Origin of the sequence: Amycolatopsis sp. 195334CR (assembly GCF_017309385.1) — a bacterium.
GTDB lineage: Bacteria > Actinomycetota > Actinomycetes > Mycobacteriales > Pseudonocardiaceae > Amycolatopsis.
This window is the reverse complement of the sequence record NZ_JAFJMJ010000004.1, coordinates 254,792-276,926: the sequence shown is the minus strand read 5'-3', so window position 1 is coordinate 276,926 and position 22,135 is coordinate 254,792. Positions and strand designations below refer to the sequence as shown.

Annotated in this window: 17 protein-coding genes; 14 read left to right on the top strand and 3 right to left on the bottom strand. The window is 72.8% G+C overall.

All coding sequences use genetic code 11. From position 1 onward, the window contains the following. Window positions 1-33: 33 nt before the first annotated feature. Genes JYK18_RS45075 through JYK18_RS45035 form a run of 9 tightly spaced genes read left to right on the top strand, consistent with a single transcriptional unit; the run spans window position 34 to window position 10,853 of the window. Window positions 34-867 (top strand): transketolase, encoded by an 834-nt coding sequence (locus JYK18_RS45075; RefSeq protein WP_206810421.1) that lies wholly within the window; start codon window positions 34-36, stop codon window positions 865-867. Beyond that, complete coding sequence (locus JYK18_RS45070; RefSeq protein ID WP_206810420.1) at window positions 864-1,859, top strand: transketolase family protein; 996 nt, start codon at window positions 864-866, stop codon at window positions 1,857-1,859. Before JYK18_RS45075 ends, JYK18_RS45070 begins: the two co-directional genes overlap by 4 nt. Next, the gene (locus tag JYK18_RS45065; RefSeq protein ID WP_206810419.1) at window positions 1,856-2,578 is read left to right on the top strand and encodes a hypothetical protein; all 723 of its coding nucleotides are present in this window, start codon (window positions 1,856-1,858) and stop codon (window positions 2,576-2,578) included. The genes JYK18_RS45070 and JYK18_RS45065 overlap by 4 nt, the downstream gene beginning before the upstream one ends. Beyond that, window positions 2,571-3,707, top strand: a complete 1,137-nt coding sequence (locus JYK18_RS45060) for an iron-containing alcohol dehydrogenase (protein WP_206810418.1) — start codon at window positions 2,571-2,573, stop codon at window positions 3,705-3,707. Before JYK18_RS45065 ends, JYK18_RS45060 begins: the two co-directional genes overlap by 8 nt. Next, window positions 3,707-4,690, top strand: coding sequence for a transketolase family protein (locus tag JYK18_RS45055; protein WP_206810416.1), 984 nt, complete (start codon window positions 3,707-3,709; stop codon window positions 4,688-4,690). Before JYK18_RS45060 ends, JYK18_RS45055 begins: the two co-directional genes overlap by 1 nt. Continuing rightward, a complete protein-coding gene (locus JYK18_RS45050) occupies window positions 4,672-5,805 on the top strand; it encodes an iron-containing alcohol dehydrogenase family protein (protein ID WP_206810415.1) in 1,134 nt (377 codons plus the stop codon). The genes JYK18_RS45055 and JYK18_RS45050 overlap by 19 nt, the downstream gene beginning before the upstream one ends. Beyond that, window positions 5,802-6,914: a M20 family metallopeptidase gene (locus JYK18_RS45045; protein ID WP_206810414.1), complete on the top strand. Its 1,113-nt coding sequence runs from the start codon at window positions 5,802-5,804 to the stop codon at window positions 6,912-6,914. The genes JYK18_RS45050 and JYK18_RS45045 overlap by 4 nt, the downstream gene beginning before the upstream one ends. Then, complete coding sequence (locus JYK18_RS45040) at window positions 6,911-10,063, top strand: non-ribosomal peptide synthetase (RefSeq protein ID WP_206810413.1); 3,153 nt, start codon at window positions 6,911-6,913, stop codon at window positions 10,061-10,063. Before JYK18_RS45045 ends, JYK18_RS45040 begins: the two co-directional genes overlap by 4 nt. Beyond that, entirely contained in the window at window positions 10,053-10,853 is an 801-nt protein-coding gene (locus JYK18_RS45035) for an alpha/beta fold hydrolase (protein ID WP_206810412.1), read from the top strand. Before JYK18_RS45040 ends, JYK18_RS45035 begins: the two co-directional genes overlap by 11 nt. Here the strand turns inward: JYK18_RS45035 and JYK18_RS45030 are convergent. From JYK18_RS45030 to alr, 3 genes are all read right to left on the bottom strand, one after another. After that, complete coding sequence (locus JYK18_RS45030) at window positions 10,825-13,059, bottom strand: non-ribosomal peptide synthetase (protein WP_206810411.1); 2,235 nt, start codon at window positions 13,057-13,059, stop codon at window positions 10,825-10,827. The two genes, JYK18_RS45035 and JYK18_RS45030, sit on opposite strands and share 29 nt — an antisense overlap. Further along, window positions 13,059-14,330, bottom strand: coding sequence for a serine hydroxymethyltransferase (gene glyA / locus JYK18_RS45025; RefSeq protein ID WP_206810410.1), 1,272 nt, complete (start codon window positions 14,328-14,330; stop codon window positions 13,059-13,061). The genes JYK18_RS45030 and glyA overlap by 1 nt, the downstream gene beginning before the upstream one ends. A gap of 92 nt (window positions 14,331-14,422) precedes the next feature. Next, a complete protein-coding gene (alr, locus tag JYK18_RS45020; protein WP_206810408.1) occupies window positions 14,423-15,640 on the bottom strand; it encodes an alanine racemase in 1,218 nt (405 codons plus the stop codon). Between the two features lie 101 nt (window positions 15,641-15,741). Between alr and JYK18_RS45015 the strand changes: the two genes are divergently transcribed. The 5 genes from JYK18_RS45015 to JYK18_RS44995 all read left to right on the top strand — a co-directional run bounded on the left by JYK18_RS45015 (window position 15,742) and on the right by JYK18_RS44995 (window position 22,107). Then, window positions 15,742-15,879 carry a hypothetical protein gene (locus JYK18_RS45015; RefSeq protein ID WP_206810407.1) on the top strand — a complete coding sequence of 46 codons (138 nt, stop codon included), beginning with the start codon at window positions 15,742-15,744 and terminating at the stop codon, window positions 15,877-15,879. Between the two features lie 58 nt (window positions 15,880-15,937). After that, window positions 15,938-19,006, top strand: a complete 3,069-nt coding sequence (locus tag JYK18_RS45010; RefSeq protein ID WP_206810813.1) for a BTAD domain-containing putative transcriptional regulator — start codon at window positions 15,938-15,940, stop codon at window positions 19,004-19,006. A 280-nt stretch (window positions 19,007-19,286) separates the two neighbouring features. Next, window positions 19,287-20,771, top strand: coding sequence for an MFS transporter (locus JYK18_RS45005; RefSeq protein WP_206810405.1), 1,485 nt, complete (start codon window positions 19,287-19,289; stop codon window positions 20,769-20,771). After that, the gene (locus JYK18_RS45000) at window positions 20,768-20,968 is read left to right on the top strand and encodes a ferredoxin (RefSeq protein ID WP_206810404.1); all 201 of its coding nucleotides are present in this window, start codon (window positions 20,768-20,770) and stop codon (window positions 20,966-20,968) included. The genes JYK18_RS45005 and JYK18_RS45000 overlap by 4 nt, the downstream gene beginning before the upstream one ends. Continuing rightward, window positions 20,965-22,107 (top strand): FAD-dependent oxidoreductase, encoded by a 1,143-nt coding sequence (locus JYK18_RS44995; RefSeq protein ID WP_307796371.1) that lies wholly within the window; start codon window positions 20,965-20,967, stop codon window positions 22,105-22,107. Before JYK18_RS45000 ends, JYK18_RS44995 begins: the two co-directional genes overlap by 4 nt. Window positions 22,108-22,135: the final 28 nt, after the last annotated feature.

Genomic DNA, 22,135 nt, shown 5'->3' with positions numbered 1-22,135 from the left:
CCGGTGCACCTGGTGAACCGATACGGAGGAAGTATGACCACCACCGGAACACGGCCGCTGGCCGAACTGGCCAACCGGATCCGGCACCACATCGCCGAACTGGCCACCACCAGTCCCGGCGCGCACGTCGGCGGCTCGATGTCGGCGACCGAGATCCTCACCGTGTTGTACTTCGACGAGGTGCTGCGGGTGGACCCGGACAATCCACAGTGGAACGACCGGGACCACCTGATCTACAGCAAGGGCCACGCCTCGGCCGCGTTGTACGCCGCACTGGCCGAACGCGGTTTCTTCCCGGTTTCCGAGCTGGCCGCCTACAAGCAGCCGGGCAGCAGGCTGGCCGGGCACCCGTCGCGGGCGGTGCCCGGGGTCGAGTGGGCCACCGGCTCGCTGGGCCACGGCCTGCCGGTCGGGGTCGGCATCGCGCTGGCCAACCGGCACGACGGCAATCCCGGCCGTGCCTTCGTCGTGCTCGGCGACGGCGAGTGCCAGGAGGGCTCGATCTGGGAGGCGGCCATGTCCGCCGCGCACTTCGGGCTGGACAACCTGGTGGTGGTCGTGGACCGCAACGGGTTCCAGGAGGACGGCCCGACCGAGGAGATCATGGCGCTGGAGCCGTTCGCCGACAAGTGGCGCAGCTTCGGCTGGCAGGTGTCCGAAGTGGACGGCCACGACCTGACCCAGCTCAGCGCCGCGCTGCACCGGGTGCCGTTCGCGCCGGGACGGCCCAGCTGCGTGATCGCGCGGACCGAGAAGGGCCACGGCCTGTCGTTCACCTCGAACACGCACACCTGGCACTACGGGAAGTTCTCCGCGGAGCAGTACCGGCAGGCGCTCGCGGAACTGGCCGGGGAGGCACGCGCATGACCGGCACCGTCACCCGGATCGAACCGGGCAGCGCGGACTGGGTCCGGCGGCACGGCCTGTCCGCCATCGACACCTGCCGCCTGGCCCAGCTGCACGCCGCCGACGCCGACGACCGGGTCACCTCGATCGAGGGCGATCTCGGCGACTGCGGTGGTGAGCCGTTCGCCGAGCGCTACCCCGAGCGGTACCACGACTTCGGCATCGCGGAGGCGAACCTGGTCGGCGCGGCGGCCGGGATGGCCGCCCGCGGCAAGATCCCGTTCGTCAACACCTTCGGCGGGTTCGCCCTGACCAGGGCCTGCGAGCAGGTCCGCTTGGAACTGGCCTACCACCGGTCGAACGTGAAGATCGCCGGTACCTTCACCGGCATCGTGGCCGGGTTCTCCGGGCCAACGCACCACTGCGGTGAGGACCTGGCGATCGCGCGGGCCATGCCGAACATGGTGGTGCTCGCGCCGGCCGACGCGGTCGCGGCCTACCGGCTGACCCGGGTCGCGGCGCGGTACCAGGGCCCGGTCTACCTCCGGCTCGGCATCGACCCGACCGACCAGGTCTACGACGACAGCGCGGACTTCCGCGTCGGCGGCTCGAACGTGCTGCGCGAGGGCGACGACGTGACCATCGTGGCCGCCGGGCTGACCAGCGTGGCCACCGCGGTGGCCGCCGCCGACTGCCTGGCCGCGCGCGGTATCGGCGCGCGGGTGGTGGACCTGTACTCGGTCAAGCCGGTGGATCGCGCGGTGCTGGTCGAATCGGCGCAGCGCACCGGCCTGATCGTCACCGTCGAGGAGCACTCGACGATCGGCGGGGTCGGCAGCACGGTCGCCGAGGTGGTCGCCGCCGAAGCCCCGGTGCCGGTGCGGATGCTCGGCATGCCGGACGAGTACGCCCACGAAATCGGTTCCTACGAAGAACAACTGCGCCGGTGCGGACTGGACGTGGACAGCGTCGTCGCCGCCGTCGAGGAGGAGACAAGGAGGTGGCAACCGTGACGGCACCGACCGAAACCCTGGGCATCCTGATGCTGGAGGGCAAGATGGCCGACGTCCCCGGCTGCATGGTCAACGACCGGACCTGGACGTACCCGGTGCGGCGGATGGTGGTACGCGGCGCGAAAACGCCGCGCACCGCCGAGGACGCCAAGGCGCTGCTGCCGCTCTACGTGGAGGCGGCCCGCGAACTCGAACGGCAGGGCGTCCGGGTGATCACCGCGAACTGCGGCCTGATGGCCCTGCTGCAGCAGGAGGTCGCGGCCGCGGTGCGCACCCCGGTGGTGCTCTCCAGCCTGGTCGCGGTGCCCGTGGTGGCCAGGATGATCACCCCGGGTACCCGCATCGGGGTGCTGACCTTCTTCCCGGACGCGGTCGGCGAGCACAACTTCACCGCGTGCGGCTGGTCGAGCACGGAGTTCCCGGTCAGCGTGGCCGGGGTCGGCGAGTACGAGTCGTGGCGCCGGTTCCTGGCGACCAAGGAGGCCGACGCCGAACTGCACGCGGAACTGCGGGAGGACCTGCGGCGGGTGATCCTGGAGTTCCTCGCCCGCGAGCCCGACATCGGCGCGCTGGTCTGCGAGTGCACCATGCTGCCCGCCGTGCTCGACGACCTGCGGCCGGACCTGCCGGTGCCGGTGTTCGACATCCTCACCGTGCTGGACTGGACGGTCAGCGGGTTCGGCAGGCTCAACCAGAAGGCGGTGGCCGCCGGTGTCTGAGTTCTTCCACCTGGTCCCGCAGGTCCACTATGGACGGGGAGCGGCCCGGCTGGCCGGGGACGCGCTCGCCGGGCTCGGCGTGCGGCACGTGCTCCTGGTGTCCGACCCCGGGGTGGTCGCGGCGGGCGTGCTCGATCCCGTGCTCACCTCGCTTAAGCACGCCGGGGTCGCCTGCACGATGTTCACCGGGGTGCGCACCAATCCGTCCGAAGTGGAGGTCGACGCGGCCGCGCAGGCCTACCGGGACAACGGGTGCGACGGGTTCCTCGGCGCCGGCGGCGGCAGCGCGCTGGACGTGGCGAAGTCGGCCGCGGTGGTGGTCTCGCACGGCGGCAGCATCATCGACTTCGAGGACGGCGCCCGACCGGTCACCGCGCCCGTGCCGCCACTGGTGCAGGTGCCGACCACGGCGGGCACCGGCAGCGAGGCGGTGGCGGGCGCGATCATCACCGACAGCCGCCGCGTGTTCAAGATGCACGTGGTGGCCACGCCGGCGCAGGTGGCGCTGTGCGATCCGGAGCTGACGCTGACCCTGCCGCCCGGCGCGACCGCGGCGGCCGGGATCGACGCGCTGGCCCACGCGATCGGCGCGTACGTCTCGGCCGAGCGCCAGCCGCTCGCGGACGCCATGGCGCTCTACGCCGTCTCGACGCTGTCGAAGGCGTTGCCCGAAGCGGTCGCCGACGGTTCCGACCTCGACGCACGCGAGCGGATGATGACCGGCAGCCTGTCCGCCGGCATCTCGATGAAGGGCGGCGGTGCGGTCGACCACGCCTTCGCGCACGCGGTCAACGCGATGTTCGACGTGCACCACGGGGTCGGCGTCGCGTTGTTCCTGGCCGACGGCATGGAATTCAACCTACCGCACCTGCCGGACCGGTTCGCCGCGCTGGCCGGCGCCCTGGGTGCCGGTGGGTCCGGGGAGGCGGCGGTGGCCGCGGTCCGGGAGCTGGTGGCCGCGCTGCCCATCCCGGGGCTGCCCGAGCTGGGCGTGACCGAAGCACACGTCCCGGATCTGGTGGCGAAGATGATGGCGGACAAGTTCCACCTGTCGCTCAACCCGGTCCCGGTGTCCCAGGAGGACGCCGCGGCGATGTTCACCACGGCCGTGCGACGGGGAGGTACGTGATGGCCGAGTTGTCCGCACTGTCCGAGTGGTACACCGAATACGGCCTGTCCAGCCGGGTCACCGCGCGCCGCGCGCAGCTGGAGCTGGCCCGCGAGGACGACCGGGTCTTCTCCGTGGAGAACGACCTCGGCCTGCCCGCGGTGCCGTTCGACAAGGAGTTCCCGGACCGCTACCTCCAGGCGGGCATCGCCGAGGCCGACCAGATCGGCATCGCGGCCGGGCTGGCGATGCGGGGGAAGGTCCCTTTTGTCAACACCTTCGCGGTGTTCGGCACGATGCGCGGCTGCGAGCAGCTCCGGCTGGACGTCTGCTACAACGGCGCCCCGGTCAAGCTGGTGGGTTACTACACCGGCCTGTCCGGCGGGTACGCGGGACCGAGCCACCAGTGCGTCGAGGACATCGCGGTGACCACGGCGATGCCGGGTATGACCGTGCTTTCCCCGGCGGACGCGTACGAAACCTACCTGGCCGTGAAAGCCGCGGCGGCGCATCCCGGCCCGGTGTACGTGCGGGCCAGCCGGGGGCCGACACCCGCCGTCCACGACGCTCCCGCCGAGTTCCGCATCGGCGAGGTGGTCGTGCTGCGCGACACCGGGGACGAACCGTCCGACGTGAGCATCCTGGCCACCGGCTGCCAGATCGTGCCGATGGCGCTGGCGGCGGCGGACCTGCTGGCGGCCAACGGGGTCCGCGCGCGCGTGGTCAACGTGCACACGCTCAAACCCCTTGACCGCGCGGCGATCCTGGCCGAGGCGCGGCGCAGCGAGCTGCTGGTCACCTACGAGGACCACAACCGGATCGGCGGGCTCGGCTCGGCGGTCGCCGGGGTGGTGCTGGCGGAGCACCCCGCCCCCGTGCTCGGCTTCGGCGTACCCGACCAGTACTGCGCGCAGACCGCGGAGTACGAGGAAATGCTGGAGCGGTACGGACTCGGCCCGGCCACGGTGAACGCGGCGGTGTTGCGATGGCTGTCGGCACACTGAGTACCTGGTCAGCCAGGGAACTGCCGGAGATCCGCGTCGGCGCGGGCGCGCTCGGTGAGGTCGGCGCGAGCGTGTCGGCGCTGGGCCTGCTGCGGCCGCTGGTCGTCGCGGATCCCGGGGTCACCGCGGCCGGCTGGCCGGGGCGGGTGGTCACCTGCCTGCAGGCCGCCGGGTTGCGGCCGCGTTTGTGGTCGGGGGCGCGGCCGGACCCGGACACCGAGGTGGTGCACCGGTGCCGCGACGAGTTGGACGGGCACGACGGCATCGTCGCGGTCGGCGGCGGCAGCACGATCGACGCGGCCAAGGCCGCCGCCGGCCTGTCCGTCCACTCCGGACAGATCGGTGACTACGAGGGGCTGGGCCGGTTCACCGCGCCCGGCGTTCCGGTGGTCGCCGTGCTCACCACCCCCGGCAGCGGTGCCGAACTCTCGCGGCACGCCACGATCGCGGACGGCACCGGCCGCAAGTTCGCGGTCAGCGGCCGGTGGCTGGCGCCGAAACTGGTGCTCGCCGACCCGGACGCACTGGCCACGCTGCCCGCCGGGGTGGCCGCGGACACCGCACTGGACGCACTCCTGCACGCGATCGAGGCCTACCTCGCGCGGGCGGCGACGGCGTACAGCGACGTGTGCGCCCGCCTCGCCGTGGAGATCCTGCGCGACGCGATGGTGCCCGGCCTGCGCGACGGCCTCCGGCTGATGACCGGCTGCCTCACCGCGGGCATGGCCATGGCCAACACCAACGCGGGCGTGGTGCACGCCCTCGGTTATCCGCTGACCAGCGAATACCGGATCCCGCACGGCCGGGCCAACGCGCTGGTCGCGCCGGCGGCGCTGCGGGCGCTCGCCGTGGTGGCGCCGGACCGCTGCGCCGAACTCGGGCGCCTGCTCGCCGGCACGCCCGACCTGGCCGACGCGTTCACCACCGTGCGCGACCGGCTCGGCGTGGCCGGTCCGCTGGCCGAGTACGGCGTGCCGCACGCGGACCTGCCCCGGCTGGCCGCGCTCGCGACCGCGTTCAAGCCGGTGCTGCGCAACACCCGGCGCGAGTTCACCGAAGCGGAGCTGTGCGGCCTGTACGCCTCCGCCTGGACCGAGCGGAGGAACGGATCGTGATCGGACTGCTCGACCGGCTGGTCTCCATCGAGTCCCCGGCCGACCACCCGCTCGGCTGCCACGCCGTGCAGGACGTGGTCGGCGCGGAGTTCGCCGCGCTGGGCGCCCGGCTCGACCGGCACACCGCGGCCAACGGCACCCCGGTGCTGCTGGCCCGGTGGGGGCGCCAGGAGCGGCCGGTGCTGGTGCTGGGCCACGTGGACACCGTGTTCGGCGTCGGCGAGCTGGCCCGGCGCCCGTTCACCGTCCACGACGGACGCGCGAGGGGGCCGGGCGTGTTCGACATGAAGGCCGGGCTGGTGCAGCTGGTCGAAGCACTGCGGCAGCTGCTGCCGCGCACCCCGGAACCGGACCTGACCGTGTTGCTGAACGCGGACGAGGAGCTGGGCAGTCCCGGCTCGGAACCGTTCCTGGTGGCCGAGGCGGAACGCAGCGCCTGCGCGCTGGTGCTGGAGCCGGGCGGGCCCGGTGGCGCGATGAAGACCGCGCGCAAGGGCATCGGCTTCTACGACGTCGAGGTCACCGGCGTGGCCGCCCACCCGGGGCTCGACTTCGACCGCGGCGTCAACGCGATCACCGAACTGGCCGCGCAGCTCGGCGAACTGGCCGGGTTCAGCGGACTGGACGAGGGCACCACGGTCAACCTCGGCACCGTCCGGGGCGGCACCGGCCGCAACGTGGTGGCCGCGCGGGCCACCGCCCAGCTCGAAACCCGGTTCTGGACCGCCGAGGCGGGCGAGCGGGTCGACGCGGCCGTCCGCGCCCGCACCCCGCACCACCCGGACGCGAAGATCACCGTCACCGGCGGGGTGCACCGCGGCCCCCTGCACCGCGGCCCCGGAGCCGCGCGGCTGGCCGAGCTCGCCCGCGCCTGCGCGGCCGCCGACGGCTGGGAACCCGGCGAGCTGGCGGTCGGCGGGGTCAGCGACGCCAACGTGGTCTCCGCGCTCGGCGTGCCCACAGTGGACGGACTGGGCGCCGAAGGCGGCGGTGCCCACGGCCCGGACGAGTACGTGCTCGTCGGCACCATGCCCCGCCGGGCGCGCTGGCTGGCCGCGGTGCTCGCCCGCCTCACCGATCGTCCTCACGAAGTTGGAGAAGCAGAATGAACGGCGAACGGCTCCCGCTGTCCTTCGGCCAGGAGCAGCTCTGGTTCCTCGACCAGCTGGCCCCGGACCGGTCCACCTACAACACCGCGGCCAACCACCGGCTCACCGGTGCGCTCCGCCCGGAGCTGCTGCGCGCCGCGCTCAGCGACATCGTGCGGCGTCACGAGTCCCTGCGCTGCACCGTGCACGTCGACGACGGCGCGCCCTACCTGCTCGCCGCGCCGCCCGCCGAGGTCGATCTGGAGGTGATCGACCTGAGCGGGCTGGATCCCGGCGCGCGCGAGGCGGCCGCGAACGAACTGCTCGCCGAACGCGTGGACACCCCGTTCGACCTGACCGCCGGCCCGCTCTACCGGTACACGCTGTTCCGGCTCGGGCCCGAGGAGCACATCCTGTCCCAGCGGTTCCACCACATCATCACCGACGGCTGGTCGAACGGGCTGATGAACGCCGAGCTGGCGGCCACCTACGCCGCGCTGGCCAAGGGCGAGACGCTGGACCGCGAGCCGCCTTCGCTGCGGTACGCGGACTTCGCCGCGCGGCAGCGCGAACTGCAGACGAACGGCGGGCTGGAGGCGCAGCTCGAGTACTGGGCGAAGCGGCTGGCCGATCTTCCCGCACTGGACCTGCCCGCCGACCGCAGCCGCCCGGCCGAGCAGAGCTTCGTCGGCGGCCTGCTGAGCGTGACGCTGTCCGGCGAGATCCTGCCCGCCGCGCGGAACCTGGTCAAAGAGCGCGGGGTGTCGATGTTCATGCTGCTGTCCGCGGCGACGGCGGCGCTGCTGACCCGGTACACCGGGCAGGAGGACATCCCGATCGGCATCGCCACGCTCGGCCGCACCGACCCGGACTTCGAGGAGCTGGTCGGCTTCTTCACCAACATGGTGGTGCTGCGGGCCGACACCTCCGGCGACCCGGTCTTCGGCGACCTGCTGGAGCAGGTGGCCGACCACGTGATGGACGCCTACGACAACCAGGACGCCCCGTTCGAGCTGGTGGTCGACCGGGTGCAGCCGACCCGCGACCTGGGCCGCAACCCGCTTTTCGTGGTCGGCCTGCAGCTGATCGACGGCCGCCTGTCGGCCACCGACTTCGACCTGCCGGACCTGCGGGCCGAACCGGTCGGCCAGGCCAACCCGGTGTCCCGGTTCGACCTGGCGATGAACTTCGTCGAACTGTCCGACCGGCTGGAACTGGTCATCGAGTACTCGGCCGACCTGTTCGACCGGTGGCGGATCGAGGCGCTGGCCGGGCACCTGGAGCACCTGCTGGCCGGGGCCTGCGCCGAACCGGACCGGCCGCTGTCGGAACTGCCGCTGCTGGCCGGATCGGAACGCGCGGAACTGCTGGACGCCGGCCGCGGTGAGTTCCTGGAGTACGGGCCGGAGCCGGTGCACGCGGTGGTCGCGGCCAAGGCCGCCGAGCAGCCGGACCACCCGGCCGCGGTGTTCCAGGGCGAGGTGCTGACCTACGGCGAACTGGACCGCCGGGCCGAGACACTGGCCCGGTACCTGCGGGCCGGCCGGGTCCACCCCGGGCAGATCGTGGCCGTGGCGATGGAGCGCGACCTCAACGCGCTGGTCACCTTTCTCGGCGTGCTCAAGGCCGGGGTCGCCTACGTGGCGCTCGATCCGGCCAACCCGCCGAACCGGCTGGACTACATGCTGCGAGACACCGCCACTCCCCTGGTGCTCACCCAGTCCCGGGTGCGCGAGCGCATCCCGGCCGGGCCGTGGCAGGTGACCGAAGTGGACGGTGCGTGGACGGCGGTCGCCGCCGTGGCGCGGGAGCCGATGCCGGAGTGGGCGGGCCGCGATTCGCTGGCCTACGTGCTCTACACCTCCGGGTCCACCGGCAGGCCCAAGGGCGTGCTCGTCGAGCACCGCGCGCTGATGTCGTTCGCCGAGTCCTACCGCCGGGTGTTCGACCTGGTGCCCCAGGACCGGATGCTGCAGCTGGCGGCGCTGTCGTTCGACATGTCGCACGGCGAGATCTTCGCCGGGCTGTGCGCCGGTGCCACCATCGTGCTGGTGGACCAGGAGGCGGGCACCGCGCCCGACGTGCTGGCCCAGCTCATGCGCGACCAGCGCACCACCTACGCGTGCATGTCGCCGGCGATGCTGTCGCTGGTCGAGGCCGGGCCCTACCCGGACCTGCGCAAGATCATGATGGGGGCCGAGGCCATCCCGGCCGAACTGGTCAACAAGTGGAACACCGACGGCCGCAGGCTGATCAACGTCTACGGCCCGACCGAGGCGGCCGTCGGCTGCACGGCCTACGAGTGCCCGCCGGGGTTCTGCGAGGCCGCGCCCCCGATCGGCGTGCCGTTCCCGGACCGCCGGATGTACATTGTGGACAAAGCCGGTGAGCTGGTGCCGCGCGGGGTTCCGGGCGAACTGCTGATCGGCGGCCCGGAGGGGCTCGCGCGGGGGTACCTGAACCAGCCGGAGCTGACCGCGGCGGCGTTCACCGAGGACCCGTTCCACCCCGGTGGCCGGGTCTACCGCACCGGCGACCTGGTCCGCTGGAACCACGACCTCCAGCTGGAGTTCGTCGGCCGGGTGGACAACCAGGTCAAACTGCACGGGCTGCGGATCGAGCTGGAGGAGATCGAGGCCGCGCTGCTGGCCAGCCCGGACGTCGGCACGGTGGCCGTGGCGCTGCGGCCCGACCAGCGCGGCGCGCCCCGGCTGGTCGGCTACGTGACCCCGGCCGACGGGCGGGAGCCGACCGCGGCGGAGCTGAAGGTGCACCTGCTGGACCGGCTGCCGGAGTACATGGTGCCCACCGCGTGGGTGGTGCTGGAGAAGATGCCGCTGACCGCGGCGCGCAAGGTGAACCGGGCCGCGCTGCCCGATCCGGAACCGGACGCGGCCGAGGAGTTCCTGGCTCCGCGGACAGCGACGGAGCAGACCGTGGCGGAGGTGTTCACCGAGGTGCTCGGCGAAAAGCGCATCGGGGCGGCGAGCAGTTTCTTCGACAGCGGCGGGAACTCGCTGGAGGCGCTGCGCCTGGTCAGCAGGCTCAACCGCGCGTTCGGCATCAAGTTCAAGCTGCGCAGGCTGTTCGGCAATCCGACCGTGCGCGGGATCGCCGCGGTCATCGACGAGCAGCTCGCGCCGGCGAAGGTGGCGGCAGATGGAGCCTGAGCCGCTCATCCCGCTGCGCCCGTCCGGCGCCGGAACCCCGCTCTACTGCCTGCACCCGGCGTCGGGCTCGGCGTATTCGTACTTCTCGCTGGTCCCGCTGCTCGACGCGGACCGGCCGGTCTACGGCGTCGAGGCCCCCGGCTTCGACGACGAGGACGAGAAACCGCTCTGCTCGGTGGGTGAACTGGCGGAGCTGTACCTGGCCGCCATCGCCGCGGAACGGCCGGGCGAGCCGTTCGCCCTGCTGGGCTGGTCGATGGGCGGGGTGATCGGGTACGAGATGGCCCGGCGGTCCGATGGCCCGCCACCGCTGCTGATCACCGTGGACACCCCGGTACCGATGCCCGAGCCGATGCCGGACGCGGAGTCGCTGCTGCGCCGGTTCGCCATCGACCTCACCGGCGCCGATCCCTTCGCCGACCACGGTGTGCTGGACGCGGCGCTGGCCGAACTGGTGATCACCGACGAGTCCGTGGAGAGCGCGCTGGCCACGCTCTCCGCGGACGGGGTCATCCCGGCCGAACTCGATCTCGGCACGCTGACGCGGCGGTACGCGGTGCACCGCGCGAACACCATCGCGCTGCACAGCTACCAGCCGCGCGGCGGGCACCCCGGGCCGATGGTCACCATCAAGGGCGCGGGATCACCGTCGACCGGCATGGACTGGACGGGGATGTGCGCCGAGGTCACCGCGGAAACCGTGCCCGGCAACCACTACACGATGTGGCAGGGCGAGGGGCTGACCGCGCTCGCCCGGATCGTCACGCGGGCGCTGCGCCGTTCTTCCTGACGCGCAGCACCTCGGCGACCCCGGCGACGGTGGCCTTGGTCAGCACGTCCCGCACCGACAGGTCCGCGTCGAAGCGGCGGCGCAGGCGGCTCACCACCTGCGTCGCCGCGAGCGACCCGCCGCCCAGCGCGGCGAACCGCTCGTGGGCGGCCGGCGGCTCGGCGAGGCCGAGCACCTGCGTCCATACCTGGGCCACCGCTTCGGCGTACTCGTCCACTTCGGACTCCGTCGGTTCGGGGATGGCCAGGTTCGCCAGTGCGGTCCGGTCGACCTTCCCGTTGGCGTTCAACGGAATTCGCTCGACCAGCCGGAACTCGCCGGGCACGGACGAGCGGTGGAGCACCGCCCGCAACCGCTCCGGCAGCTCGTCCAGGAGCGTGCCCGGATTCCCGTCCGGCACCACGAAGGCGACGAGCGCGACGGCGCGGCCCGAATCGTCGCGGCGGGGCACCACCACGGCCTCGCGCACCCGCGGGTCCGCCTCGATCGCGGTCTGGATCTCCCCCAGTTCGATGCGCACCCCGTCGAGCTTGAGCTGCTGGTCCAGCCGTCCCAGCAGGTCGATCGTGCCGTCCGGCGCCAGCCGCGCGGCGTCGCCGGTCCGGTACATCCGGCCGCCGGTGAACGGGTCGGCCGGGAAGCGTTCGGCGGTCAGTTCGGGCCGCCGGTCGTAACCCCGCCCGACGCCGACACCGCCGAGCACCAGCTCGCCGGGCAGTTCGAGCGCCGCCTCGCGGCCGTATCGGTCGAGCACGCGCGCGGTCTGGTTGGCCAGCGGCCGCCCGTACGGGATCGCCCGCGGGTACCGCCGCCCCGGCGGCACGCGGTGGATCACGCTGTCCACCGACACCTCCGTCGCCCCGCCGAGGCTGTAGAACTCGGCCCCGGGAAACACGCGGCGCACCCGTTCCGGCTGGTCCACCGGGATCCAGTCGCCGCCGACCAGGAACAACCGCAGCACACTGTCCACAGGCGACGGAAGCAGGTTCAGTACCAGGCTCAGCGCCGACGGCACCGAGTGCCAGAGGGTCACGCGTTCCTCGGTGATCAGCCGCGCCCAGTGGTCCACGTCCTGCTCGCACCCCCGCTGCGGCAGCACCGCCGTCGCCCCGGCGGCGAGCGTGCCGAACAGGTCGTAGACGGACATGTCGAAGCTCGGTGAACTCACCACGAGCATCCGGTCACCGGGAGCGATGCCGAAGCGCTGGTTGAGGTCGGTGATCAGGTTCGCCCGGCCGACGTGGTCCAGCAGCACGCCCTTGGGCTCACCCGTCGATCCGGAGGTGAAGATCAAGTACGCCAGATCGGTGCCGGTGACCCCGGCACGCGGGCGTTCCCCGCTCATCACGCCGTCCGGTACGGGGAGCCAGGAATCGGTCAGCTCCCCGGCCACGTCCGCGTAGGCCGGATCGGCCAGCAGCATCGAGACGTGCCCGAGCCGGAAGAGCGTGCGCAGTCGCTGTTCCGGCAGCTTCGGGTCCAGCGGGACGTAGGCGGCGCCGGACTTCATCACCGCGAGCGCGCACACCACGAACTCCACGCTCAGCGTGGCGAGGATCCCGATCCGCTCGCCGCGCAGGCGCGCGGCCAGGCCGTTCGCGCGCGCGTCGAGCTCACCGAAGGTCAGCCGGGTTTCGCCCTGCACCAGGGCGATCGCGTCCGGGTCGCGGTCCACCGCGGCCTCGAACAGCTCGTGCAGGCACGCCGGGTGCACCAGATCACGGGCGGTGTCGTTGAGCTCGGCGGCCACCTGCTTCTCCGCCGGGGTCCGGTAGTCCACTTGAGACACTTCGGTGTTCGGATCGGCGAGCGCGGCGTGCAGGAAGGTGAGGTAGTGCGCGGCTATCCGGTCCAGCGCCGCGGGATCGCGCGGTTGCCCGGCGCACTCGATCCGGAACTCCTCGCAGAAGGCGAAGGTGAGCGCGGTGGCGGCGGGTTCCGGGTCCAGCGCCACCTGGAAGGCCGGCGCCGAGTCGACCGCGGCGGCAGTGGCGATGAAGTCCGCGATCGTGCTCCCGTCCAGGGTGAGCACGTGGTCGATGTCGGTGCGGACGGTGACCATGCGCGGACCGGAGTACGCCATGGCCTGCGCGAGCAGGGCACCGAGCAGTACCGGCGCGGGCGCCGGGGGCAGCCGGTGACCACTGCTGGCGGCCGGGCTGGTTCCGTGGCACACCAGGGGGAAATGGGGATGCGCGCGTTCCATCACAGCGCCCCTTCCAGCGGGTACCGCGACATCACTTCGGCGATCTCGGCACGTACCCCGGGCACTGCCGCCGGATTCTCCAGCACGTCGACGATCCCGGTGCAGCAGCGGTCGAAGTCCGCCGTGGTCATCCCCCGGTACGCGGCGATGTTCGTACCCACGCGCAGTCCGGCGGCGACCCTGGCCGGGGTGGTGTCCCCGGGCACCCGGTTGCGGTTGGCCAGGATGCCCGCGGCCTCCAGCGCGCGTTCGGCGTCGCGGCCGGTGATCCCGCGGGAGCGCAGGTCCACCAGCACCATATGGCTGTCCGTACCGCCGGACACCAGGTCGAAGCCGCGTTCGAGGCGCCGGGCCAGCAGGTCGGCCAGTTCGCGGACCCGCCGCATCAGCCGGTGGAACTCCGCCGTGCGCACCCAGTCGAGCACGCAGGCCTTGCCCGCGATCGCGCCGAAGTCGGGAGATCCCTGGAAGTACGGGAACACCGCGCGGTCCAGGATCTTCGCCAGCGGTTCGGTGCGCCCCGGCGGCGGGACCAGCGCGTCCGGCCCGGACAGGATCAGCCCGCCCTTGGGCCCGTACAGCTGCTTGTGCGTGCAGAGCGTGGTGACGTGGACGTGCGGCACGGGGCTCGGGTAGAGACCGGCCGCCACCAGCCCGGCGGTGTGCGAGATGTCGGCCACCAGCACGCAGCCGTGGCGGTCGGCGATGCGCCGGAACCCGGCGAAGTCGATGCCCCTGGTGTACCCGCTGCCCCCGCAGATGATCATCTTCGGCCGGTGGCGGGCGGCCAGTTCGTCCACCTCGGCCAGGTCGATCCGGCCGTCCGCGCGCACGCCGTAGTACACGCCGCGGAAGAACCGCCCGGTCACCGACGGCCTGCTGACGTGGGTGAGGTGCCCGCCGCTGGCCAGGTCCATGCTGAGCACCACGTCACCGGGGGCGAGCAGCGCGGTCAGCACGGTGAGGTTCGCCGTGCTGGCGGCGTGGGACTGCACGTTCGCGTAGGCGGCGCCGAAGACCGCGCACGCCGAGTCCACCGCCATCCGCTCGACCACGTCGGCACCGGCCGAACCGGAGTGGTAGCGGTCGCCGGGATAGCCCTCGGTGGTGATGTTGGCGAACACCGACTGGGTGGCCGCCGCCACGCGCGGGTGCACGATGCTGCGGGCCGCGATCAGGCACAGCGTTTCCCGCTGGTATTCGTGCTCGGCCCGGATGGTCTCCACCAGACCGGCGGCGCCGATCCGCCGGTCCGTCGCGTCGATTGTCATCCCGCCCCCACTTTTTCTTACGAATCACTCCGGATCGACCAGAAATGGTGATGTCACATTGTTCCCGTGCCGAAGGACACTACCACCGGTTATTACGCCCTGGCCGTTCCACGACCATTGCTGCCATTCGACGGAATTGCCGGTAGATAACGCCTCGGTACCCTGTTTCCGATACCGGTGAGAATCTCGTGCGGATTTGTCTGCGCCCAGTGTGCCCATTCGGCCACGGTCGGTTCACCCCGGGTTCCCGGCCCGAAAACCAGCACCTCGTCACCGACGCGCACCGGCGCGTCACCCGCGTCGGCGACGAACTGGTCCATCGCCACGCGGCCGGCCACCGGGCACCGCCGCCCGTGCAGCAGCACCTCACCGCGCCCGGAGGCGCGGCGCGGCACACCGTCGGCGAAGCCGAGCGGAACCAGCGCCAGCGTGGTCTCGCGGCCGGTGACGTACTCGTGGTCGTAGGAGACCCCGGTGCCCGCCGGAACACGCCGCACCAGGTTCGTCCTGGTGCGCAGGGTCATCGCGGGCCGGAGCCCGGAGTACCGCCCGGCCAGCGGTTCGACCCCGTACAGCGCGATGCCCGCGCGCACGAGTTCGTAGTGCGTGGCGGGCGCGGTCAGCACCGCGGCGGAGTTGGCCAGGTGCCGCAGCTCCGGGTCCAGTCCGGCGGCCCTGGCCAGCGCGAACCCCTCCTCGAACCGGCCGAGCTGGCGGCGCACGGACGGGTCTCCGGGATGGTCACCGCTGATCAGGTGCGACCAGATCCCGCGCACGCGCACCAGGCCCGCGCGCTCGAGTTCCCTGGCCGCGGCGACCAGGTCGGGCCACTGCCCGGCGAGCGCGCCGTTGCGGGAGAGCCCGGTGTCCAGCTTGAGGTGCACCAGGGCGCGGATCCCGGCGCGCTCGGCACCCGCGGCGACCCCGTCGAGGTGCGCGCGCGAGGACACCGACAGGTCCACGTCCCGCGCGATCACCGGGGCGAAGTCCTGGTCGGGCAGGTGGATCCAGCTGAGCACCGGCGCGGTGATCCCGGCGTCGCGGAGCGAGATCGCCTCGGCCAGCGAGGTCACCCCGAGCCAGGTGGCGCCGTGCGCGAGCGCGGTTTCGGCGACCGGCACCATGCCGTGCCCGAAACCGTCGGCTTTCACCACCGCCATCAACTCCCCGGCACCGCGTGACCGCAGCAGCTCGGTATTGTGCGCGATGGCGCCGAGATCGACCAGCGCTTCCCCCAACGATTCCGGCGGCGGCGGTGCCGTCCGGTCGAGCACCGGGTTCCACCGGAATTCCTCGCGCACAACACTCATAGCGCCCCCAAGTCTCTCACCGGCATGTCGCGCCATTTTAGGCAATTCCCGGGGAAATCCAGACCGCTTGCACTGGGTGAAAACAAATCGGCAGTGGGAAATTGTCCACCCCGGGGACGACGATCGCCCCGGCCGGGCGAACGTCCGATGTGGACAGCCGGTTCCCGGCCATCGTGGCGGGCCCGCCGGGCCGCCCGGCCGGACCGCTCGACGCCGCCGACCCGCCCGACCGCCGCTGAGCGCCCCGCCCTCTACGATGAGGCGTCGAGGGGTGTCGTCGCGGAGGGCGGGGTGGGGATGCGGGTCGTGCTGCTCGGGCCGGTCCGGGCCGGGGACGCACCGGTCTCCGCGCGCCTGCGCATGCTGCTGGCCCGGCTGGCGCTCACCCCGGGTGCGGTCGTTTCCACCGACGCGCTGATCGACGGGCTCTGGGGCGCGGACCCGCCCGCCGAGGCGGTGAACGCGCTGCACGCGCTGGTCTACCGGCTGCGCAAGGCGTTGCGGGAGACGGTGGCGGTCGAATCGGCGGGCACCGGGTACCGGCTGGCCGTCGAGGCGCGGGACGTGGACGCGAGCCGGTTCGAGGAGTTGGCCGCGCGAGGACGGCGTGAACTGGCCGATTCACCCCAGCAGGCGGCGGAAACCCTGCGCGAGGCACTCGCCTTGTGGCGCGGTGACGCACTGGCTGACGTCCGCGGTGCCCCGTTCGCCGAAGCGGCGGCCACCCGGCTGGCGGAGCTGCGGCTCGCGGCGCTGGAAGACCGGTTCGAGGCGGAGTTGCGCCTCGGTCACCACGGCGAGGTGCTGGCCGACCTGACCGCCACCGCCGCCGCCCATCCGCTGCGGGAACGCCTTGCCGCGCTGCGGATGCGCGCGCTCGCCGCGGCCGGGCGCCAGTCCGACGCGCTGGCGGCCTACGAGGAGGTCCGCGGCACGCTCGCCGACGAACTGGGCATGGACCCGTCCGAGGCGGTGCGGGACGCGCATCTGGCCGTGCTGCGCGGGGAACCGGCGACCCGGCCCGCGCCCGGCCGCCTGCCCGCGCCGCTGACCAGCTTCGTCGGCCGGGAAACCGAGGTGAAGCTGGTCGAGGAACTGCTGGGGACCGCGCGCCTGGTGACCATCGCCGGGCCGGGCGGGGTCGGCAAGACGCGGCTGGCCACCGAGGTCGCGGCCCGGCACCACACCCACCGGCAGGGCCGGTTGTGGCTGGTCCCGCTCGCCGGGGTGGACGACCCGGCCGGCGCGGTGCTCGGCGCGCTCAGCACGTCGACCGGCCGCCCGGCAGGCGGGACCGCGGATCCGGTGGCGCGCGTGGCCGAGTTGCTCGGCGGCGGCGAGGCCGTGCTGGTGCTGGACAACTGCGAGCAGGTCATCGAAGCCGTCGCGGAACTGGCCGGGCGGCTGCTGGAGCGCCAGCCCCAGCTCCGGGTGCTGGTCACCAGCCGGGAACCGCTGGAGGTGCTGGGCGAGGCGCTGTGCCGACTCGGGCCGCTCGCGCTGCCACACCGGCGGGACGACGCCGCCGGATCCCCGGCGGTGCGGTTGTTCCTCGACCGGGCGGCGGCCGTGCGACCGGGGTTCGCGCTGGACGAGTCCACTGTGGACGCGGTGGTCGAGGTGGTGCGGCGGCTCGACGGGCTGCCGCTGGCGCTCGAGCTCGCCGCGGCCCGGCTGCGGTCGATGAGCGCCGGGCAGATCGCCCGGCGGCTCGACGACCGGTTCCGCCTGCTGTCCACCGGGAACCGGGCCGCGCAACCGCGTCAGCGCACGCTGCACGCGGTGATCGAGTGGAGCTGGGAGCTGCTCACCGCGCCGGAACGAACGCTGGCCAGGCGGCTCGCGGTGTTCCCCACCGGGGCGGGGGCGAACGCCGTCGAGTCGGTCTGCGCGGACGAGCGGCTGCCCGCCGAGGACGTCGCGTACCTGCTCGGTTCACTGGTGGACAAGTCCATTGTGGACGTCTCCGGCGACCGGTACCGGATGCTGGAGAGCATTCGCGCGCACCTGGGCGAGAAGCTGGACGACGCCGAACGCACCGCGGTCCAGCACCGGTTCACCCGTTACTTCGCCGGGCTGGCCGACCGGAACGAGCCGCTGCTGCGGTCCGCCGCGCAACGGGAAGCACTGGCGTTGTTCGAAACCGAGTACGACAACCTCCTGCTCGCGCTGCGCTCGGCCATCGACAACCGGGACGCCGGGAGCGCGGTCCTGCTGCTCGCCCCGTTGTGCTGGTACTGGAACACGCTTCGCTTCGACGGGCGCGCCGACGGGCTCATGGAGGGGGTGCTGGGCCTCGGCGACGCGCTGCCCGAGGACGCGCGAGCGGCCTTCACCGGGTACCACCTGTTCACCGGGGCGGGGCCGATGCCCCAGGACGCGGAGAAGGTGCGTGAGCTGGCCGAGGAGTGCGTGCGCACCGGGGCGATGCGCCGGTACCCGATGCTCATGATGGCCACGCTGACCGCGGCCTACCTGCTGGGGCAGGGCGAGCTGGTCGAGCGGGAGATCGACGCGGTGCGCGCGGGCACCGACCGCTGGGCGCGGGCGTGCACGTACCTGGTGGAGACGTTCCTGCGGTACGACCGCGGGGACTGGGCGGGCGTCATCGCCGCGACGGACGAGGCGCTGCGGGCGTTCGAGGAGACCGGCGACCGGGTGTTCACCGCGATGGCGTTGTCCGGGGTGGCGCACGTGCGGTCGATCGGGGGCGACCACGCCGCCGCCCTCGCCGCCTACCGCCGGGCGGCCGATCTCGCTCCGCCCGGTGACCTGTCCTACCGGATCGGCCTGGCCACCGAGCGGATGCGCGCCGGTGACCTCGACGGCGCCCGGCAGGACCTGGCCACCGCGCAACGGCTCGCCGCGGACAGCGGGCAGCACCTGCTCGAAGTGGTCACCGCGATCGGACTGGCCGACCTGCACCGGCGTGCTGGGGATCCCGCGCGTTCGGATCGTGAACTGGACCGGCTGCTCGCCGTCGCGCGGGAGGCTCCCCTGCCCGACCACGCGGCCAAGGACGCCGTCGCAGCCGCGCGCATGGAGAACCGCCTCACCGCCGGTGACGCCGTCGGGGCGCGGGCGTTGCTGCCCGCGACCATCGCCACCGCCACCGCGCACCACGATCTCGCCTCGGCCGCGCAGCACGTCGCGCGCCTGCGCTTTTTGGAGGGGGACCACGCCGGGGCGGCCACCGCCCTCGGCCTGAGCGAGGCGATCCGCGGCACGTTCGACCGCGGTGACGCGGAACTGCGGGACCTGGTCACGGCCCTCACCGGGTTGCTCGGCGCGGAGGCGTACGAGACGGCTTACCTTCGCGGCGCCGCCCTCCCGCGCGAAGACGCCGCGACGCACCTGCTGACCTGACGCCCTCTCCCGGGCGAGCGATGACGATGGCTCCCTGACTACCTGCCCAGCCGCCCTAACCGGCGAGCCACCACGCCGCCCGCCAATCCAGCAAGCCGCCAGTGCGGCGGTTGCCAGGGCGGTGATTGCCAGGCGGGCCGGTCGAGGCGGGGCTGTCAGGTCGGTCTGTCAGGGCGGGCTGTCAGGGCGGCTATCAGGTCGGGCTGTCAGGTCGGGCTGTCAGGGCGCCTATCAGAGGATTGTCAGCGGCCTGTCATCGCCGGTCGGCACGGTCGTGGGCGTGTCCTCTTCCGCATCCCATCCCCGCAGATGGCTCATCCTGCTCACGCTGTGCCTGTCGACCCTCGTGCTCACGGTGGACAACCAGGTGCTCACCGTGGCCATCCCCACCCTGGTCCGCGATCTCGGCGCCGACGCGCAGGACATCCAGTGGATCACCGACGCCTACATACTCGCCTGCGCCGGCCTCCTGCTCACCGCGGGCAGCCTCTCCGACCGCTACGGGCGCCGCCGGTTGCTCGTCATCGGGCTGGTGGTCTTCGCCCTCGCGTCACTGGTCGCCGCCGCCGCGACCAGCCCGGGCCAGCTGATCGCCGGCCGCGCGCTGATGGGCGTGGGCACCGCACTGGTGCTGCCCAGCACGCTGTCCATCCTGATCACCGTCTTCACCGAGGAGGAACGCCGGACGGCCACCTCCGCCTGGTCCGCGGTGGCCATGCTCGGCATGATCGGCGGCCCGATCCTCGGCGGCGCGCTGCTGTCCGGTTTCGGCTGGAACTCGGTGTTCCTGATCAACATCCCGATCGCCGCGCTGGCGATCGTCGCGGCGCTCTGGCTGATGCCGGAGTCGAAGGGCCCGGCGCGCAAGGCCGATCCGCTCGGTGCGGTGCTGTCGGTGATCGGCCTGACCGCGCTGGTCTGGGCCATCATCGAACTGCCGGTGGCCGGGCTGACCGCACCCGGCACGCTGCTCGCCCTCGCCGTGGCCGTGGTCGCGCTGGCGGCCTTCGCGGTGTGGGAGCTGAAGACGCCGTCGCCGATGGTGCCGCTCTCGCTCTACCGGAACCGCGACTTCAGTGGCGGCAGCTTCGCGCTGGTGCTGACCCAGATCGGCCTCGGCGGCCTGGTCCTGGTGCTGACCCAGTACCTGCAGTTCGTGCTCGGTTACACGCCGACCGAAGCCGGGACCGCGATGGTGCCGATGGCGGTGGCCACCATCGCGGCCAACGCGCTCGGCGCCACCCTCGGGCGCAAGCTCGGCAACCGGACGATGACCGCCGCCGGTCTCGCCGTGGTGGCGGCGGGTTTCGGCCTGATGGCCTCGCTGGCACCGGACAGCGGCTTCGCGGTGGTGGCGGCGTCGCTGGCGGTGTTCGGCATCGGCGCGGGCCTGGCGCAACCGGCCGCGGTCGCCGCGCTGATGGGTGCCGTGCCACCCGAACACGCCGGCGTCGGCTCCGCGGTGAACGACACCATGCAGCAGGCGGGCGGCGCGCTCGGCGTGGCCGTGCTCGGCAGCGTGCTCGCCGGTGCCTACACCGCCTCGATGCCGGACACCGCACCCGAACCGGCGCGCGCGTCCATCGGCGAGGCGCTCGCCGTCGGCGACCCGGCCCTCACCCACGCCGCCCGCGAGGCGTTCACCTCCGGCATGGCCACCACCTCGTGGGCCACCGCCGCCCTCGTGCTGGCCGCCGCCGTGCTCGCACTGTTCGTGATGAAACCCAGTAGCCGCAAGGAAACCCGGGAAGGGGAACTCGTATGAAGGTGCTCGTGGACGAGGCCAGGTGCGTCGGCGCCGGAACCTGCGTGATGGCCGCGGAGCAGGTGTTCGACCAGCGCGATGAAGACGGCATCGTGGTGCTGCTCGACGACGCTCCCCCGCCGGACGCGCACGACGCGGTGCGGGAAGCCGCGATGCTCTGCCCGGCCGCCGCGATCCTGCTGGAGGAGTCGCCGTGAACGTGCTGATCGTCGGCGCCTCCGTCGGCGGGCTCACCGTGGCCGAAGCGTTGCGGCACAAGGGGTACACCGGTTCCCTGCGGATCGTCGGCGAGGAATCGCACCCGCCCTACGACCGGCCGCCGCTGTCCAAGGAGGTGCTCACCGGCACCTGGCCGGTCGAACGAACCCACCTGCGTGACGAACAGCGGCTGGCCGCGCTGGACGCCGACTGGCTGCTCGGCCGCACCGCCGAACGCCTCCGCCCGGCCGACCACGCGGTGGAACTGGACGACGGCCGCGTGCTCACCTACGACGCGCTGGTCATCGCGACCGGGTTGAAACCGCGCCGCCTGCCCGGCCAACCGCACCTCGCCGGGGTGCACACCCTGCGGACGCTGGACGAAACACTGGCGCTGAAGCGGGAACTGCAAGTGGCCCAACGGGTTTCCGTGGTCGGCGCCGGGGTGCTCGGCTGCGAGGTAGCGGCTGCCGCCCGCACCCTCGGCAAGGCCGTCACGCTGATCGACCCCGAGCCGGTGCCGATGCTGCGCACACTGGGCCACGAACTCGGCGGCCGGGTCGCGGAGTTGCACCGCTCACGGGGCGTGCGCCTGCGCACCGGCACCACGGTGTCCCGGCTGGTCGGCGAAAACGGCCGGGTCACCGGGATCGCGCTGCCCGGCGGTGAACTGGTCGAGACCGAGCTGGTGGTGCTCGCGCTCGGCTCCGTGCCCGCCACCGGCTGGCTGGCCGGCAGCGGCCTGACCCTGGACGACGGCCTCCGCTGCGACTCCACCCTGCGCGCCGCCGACGACGTCTACGCGGTCGGTGACGTGGCGCGCTGGTCCGATCCCGCGACCGGCACCACGCACCGGCTGGAAACCCGCACCAACGCCACGGAACAGGCGCTGGTGGTGGCCGCGAACCTGCTCGGCGGACAGCGGCACCACCGTCCGGTCCCCTACTTCTGGTCCGACCAGTACGAGATCAAGATCCAGGTCCACGGCGTGCTCGGGCCGCACGCGCGGCTCCGCCTGCTGGACCACGACGACAGCCGGTTCGCCGCGGTCGCCGAGGAGAACGGCACCACCACCGCCGCCATCGGCTGGAACCACCCCCGCGGTGTCCGCACCGCACGACGGCACCTCGCCGCCTGACCTCCCTACCTGACAAGGAGAAACCACC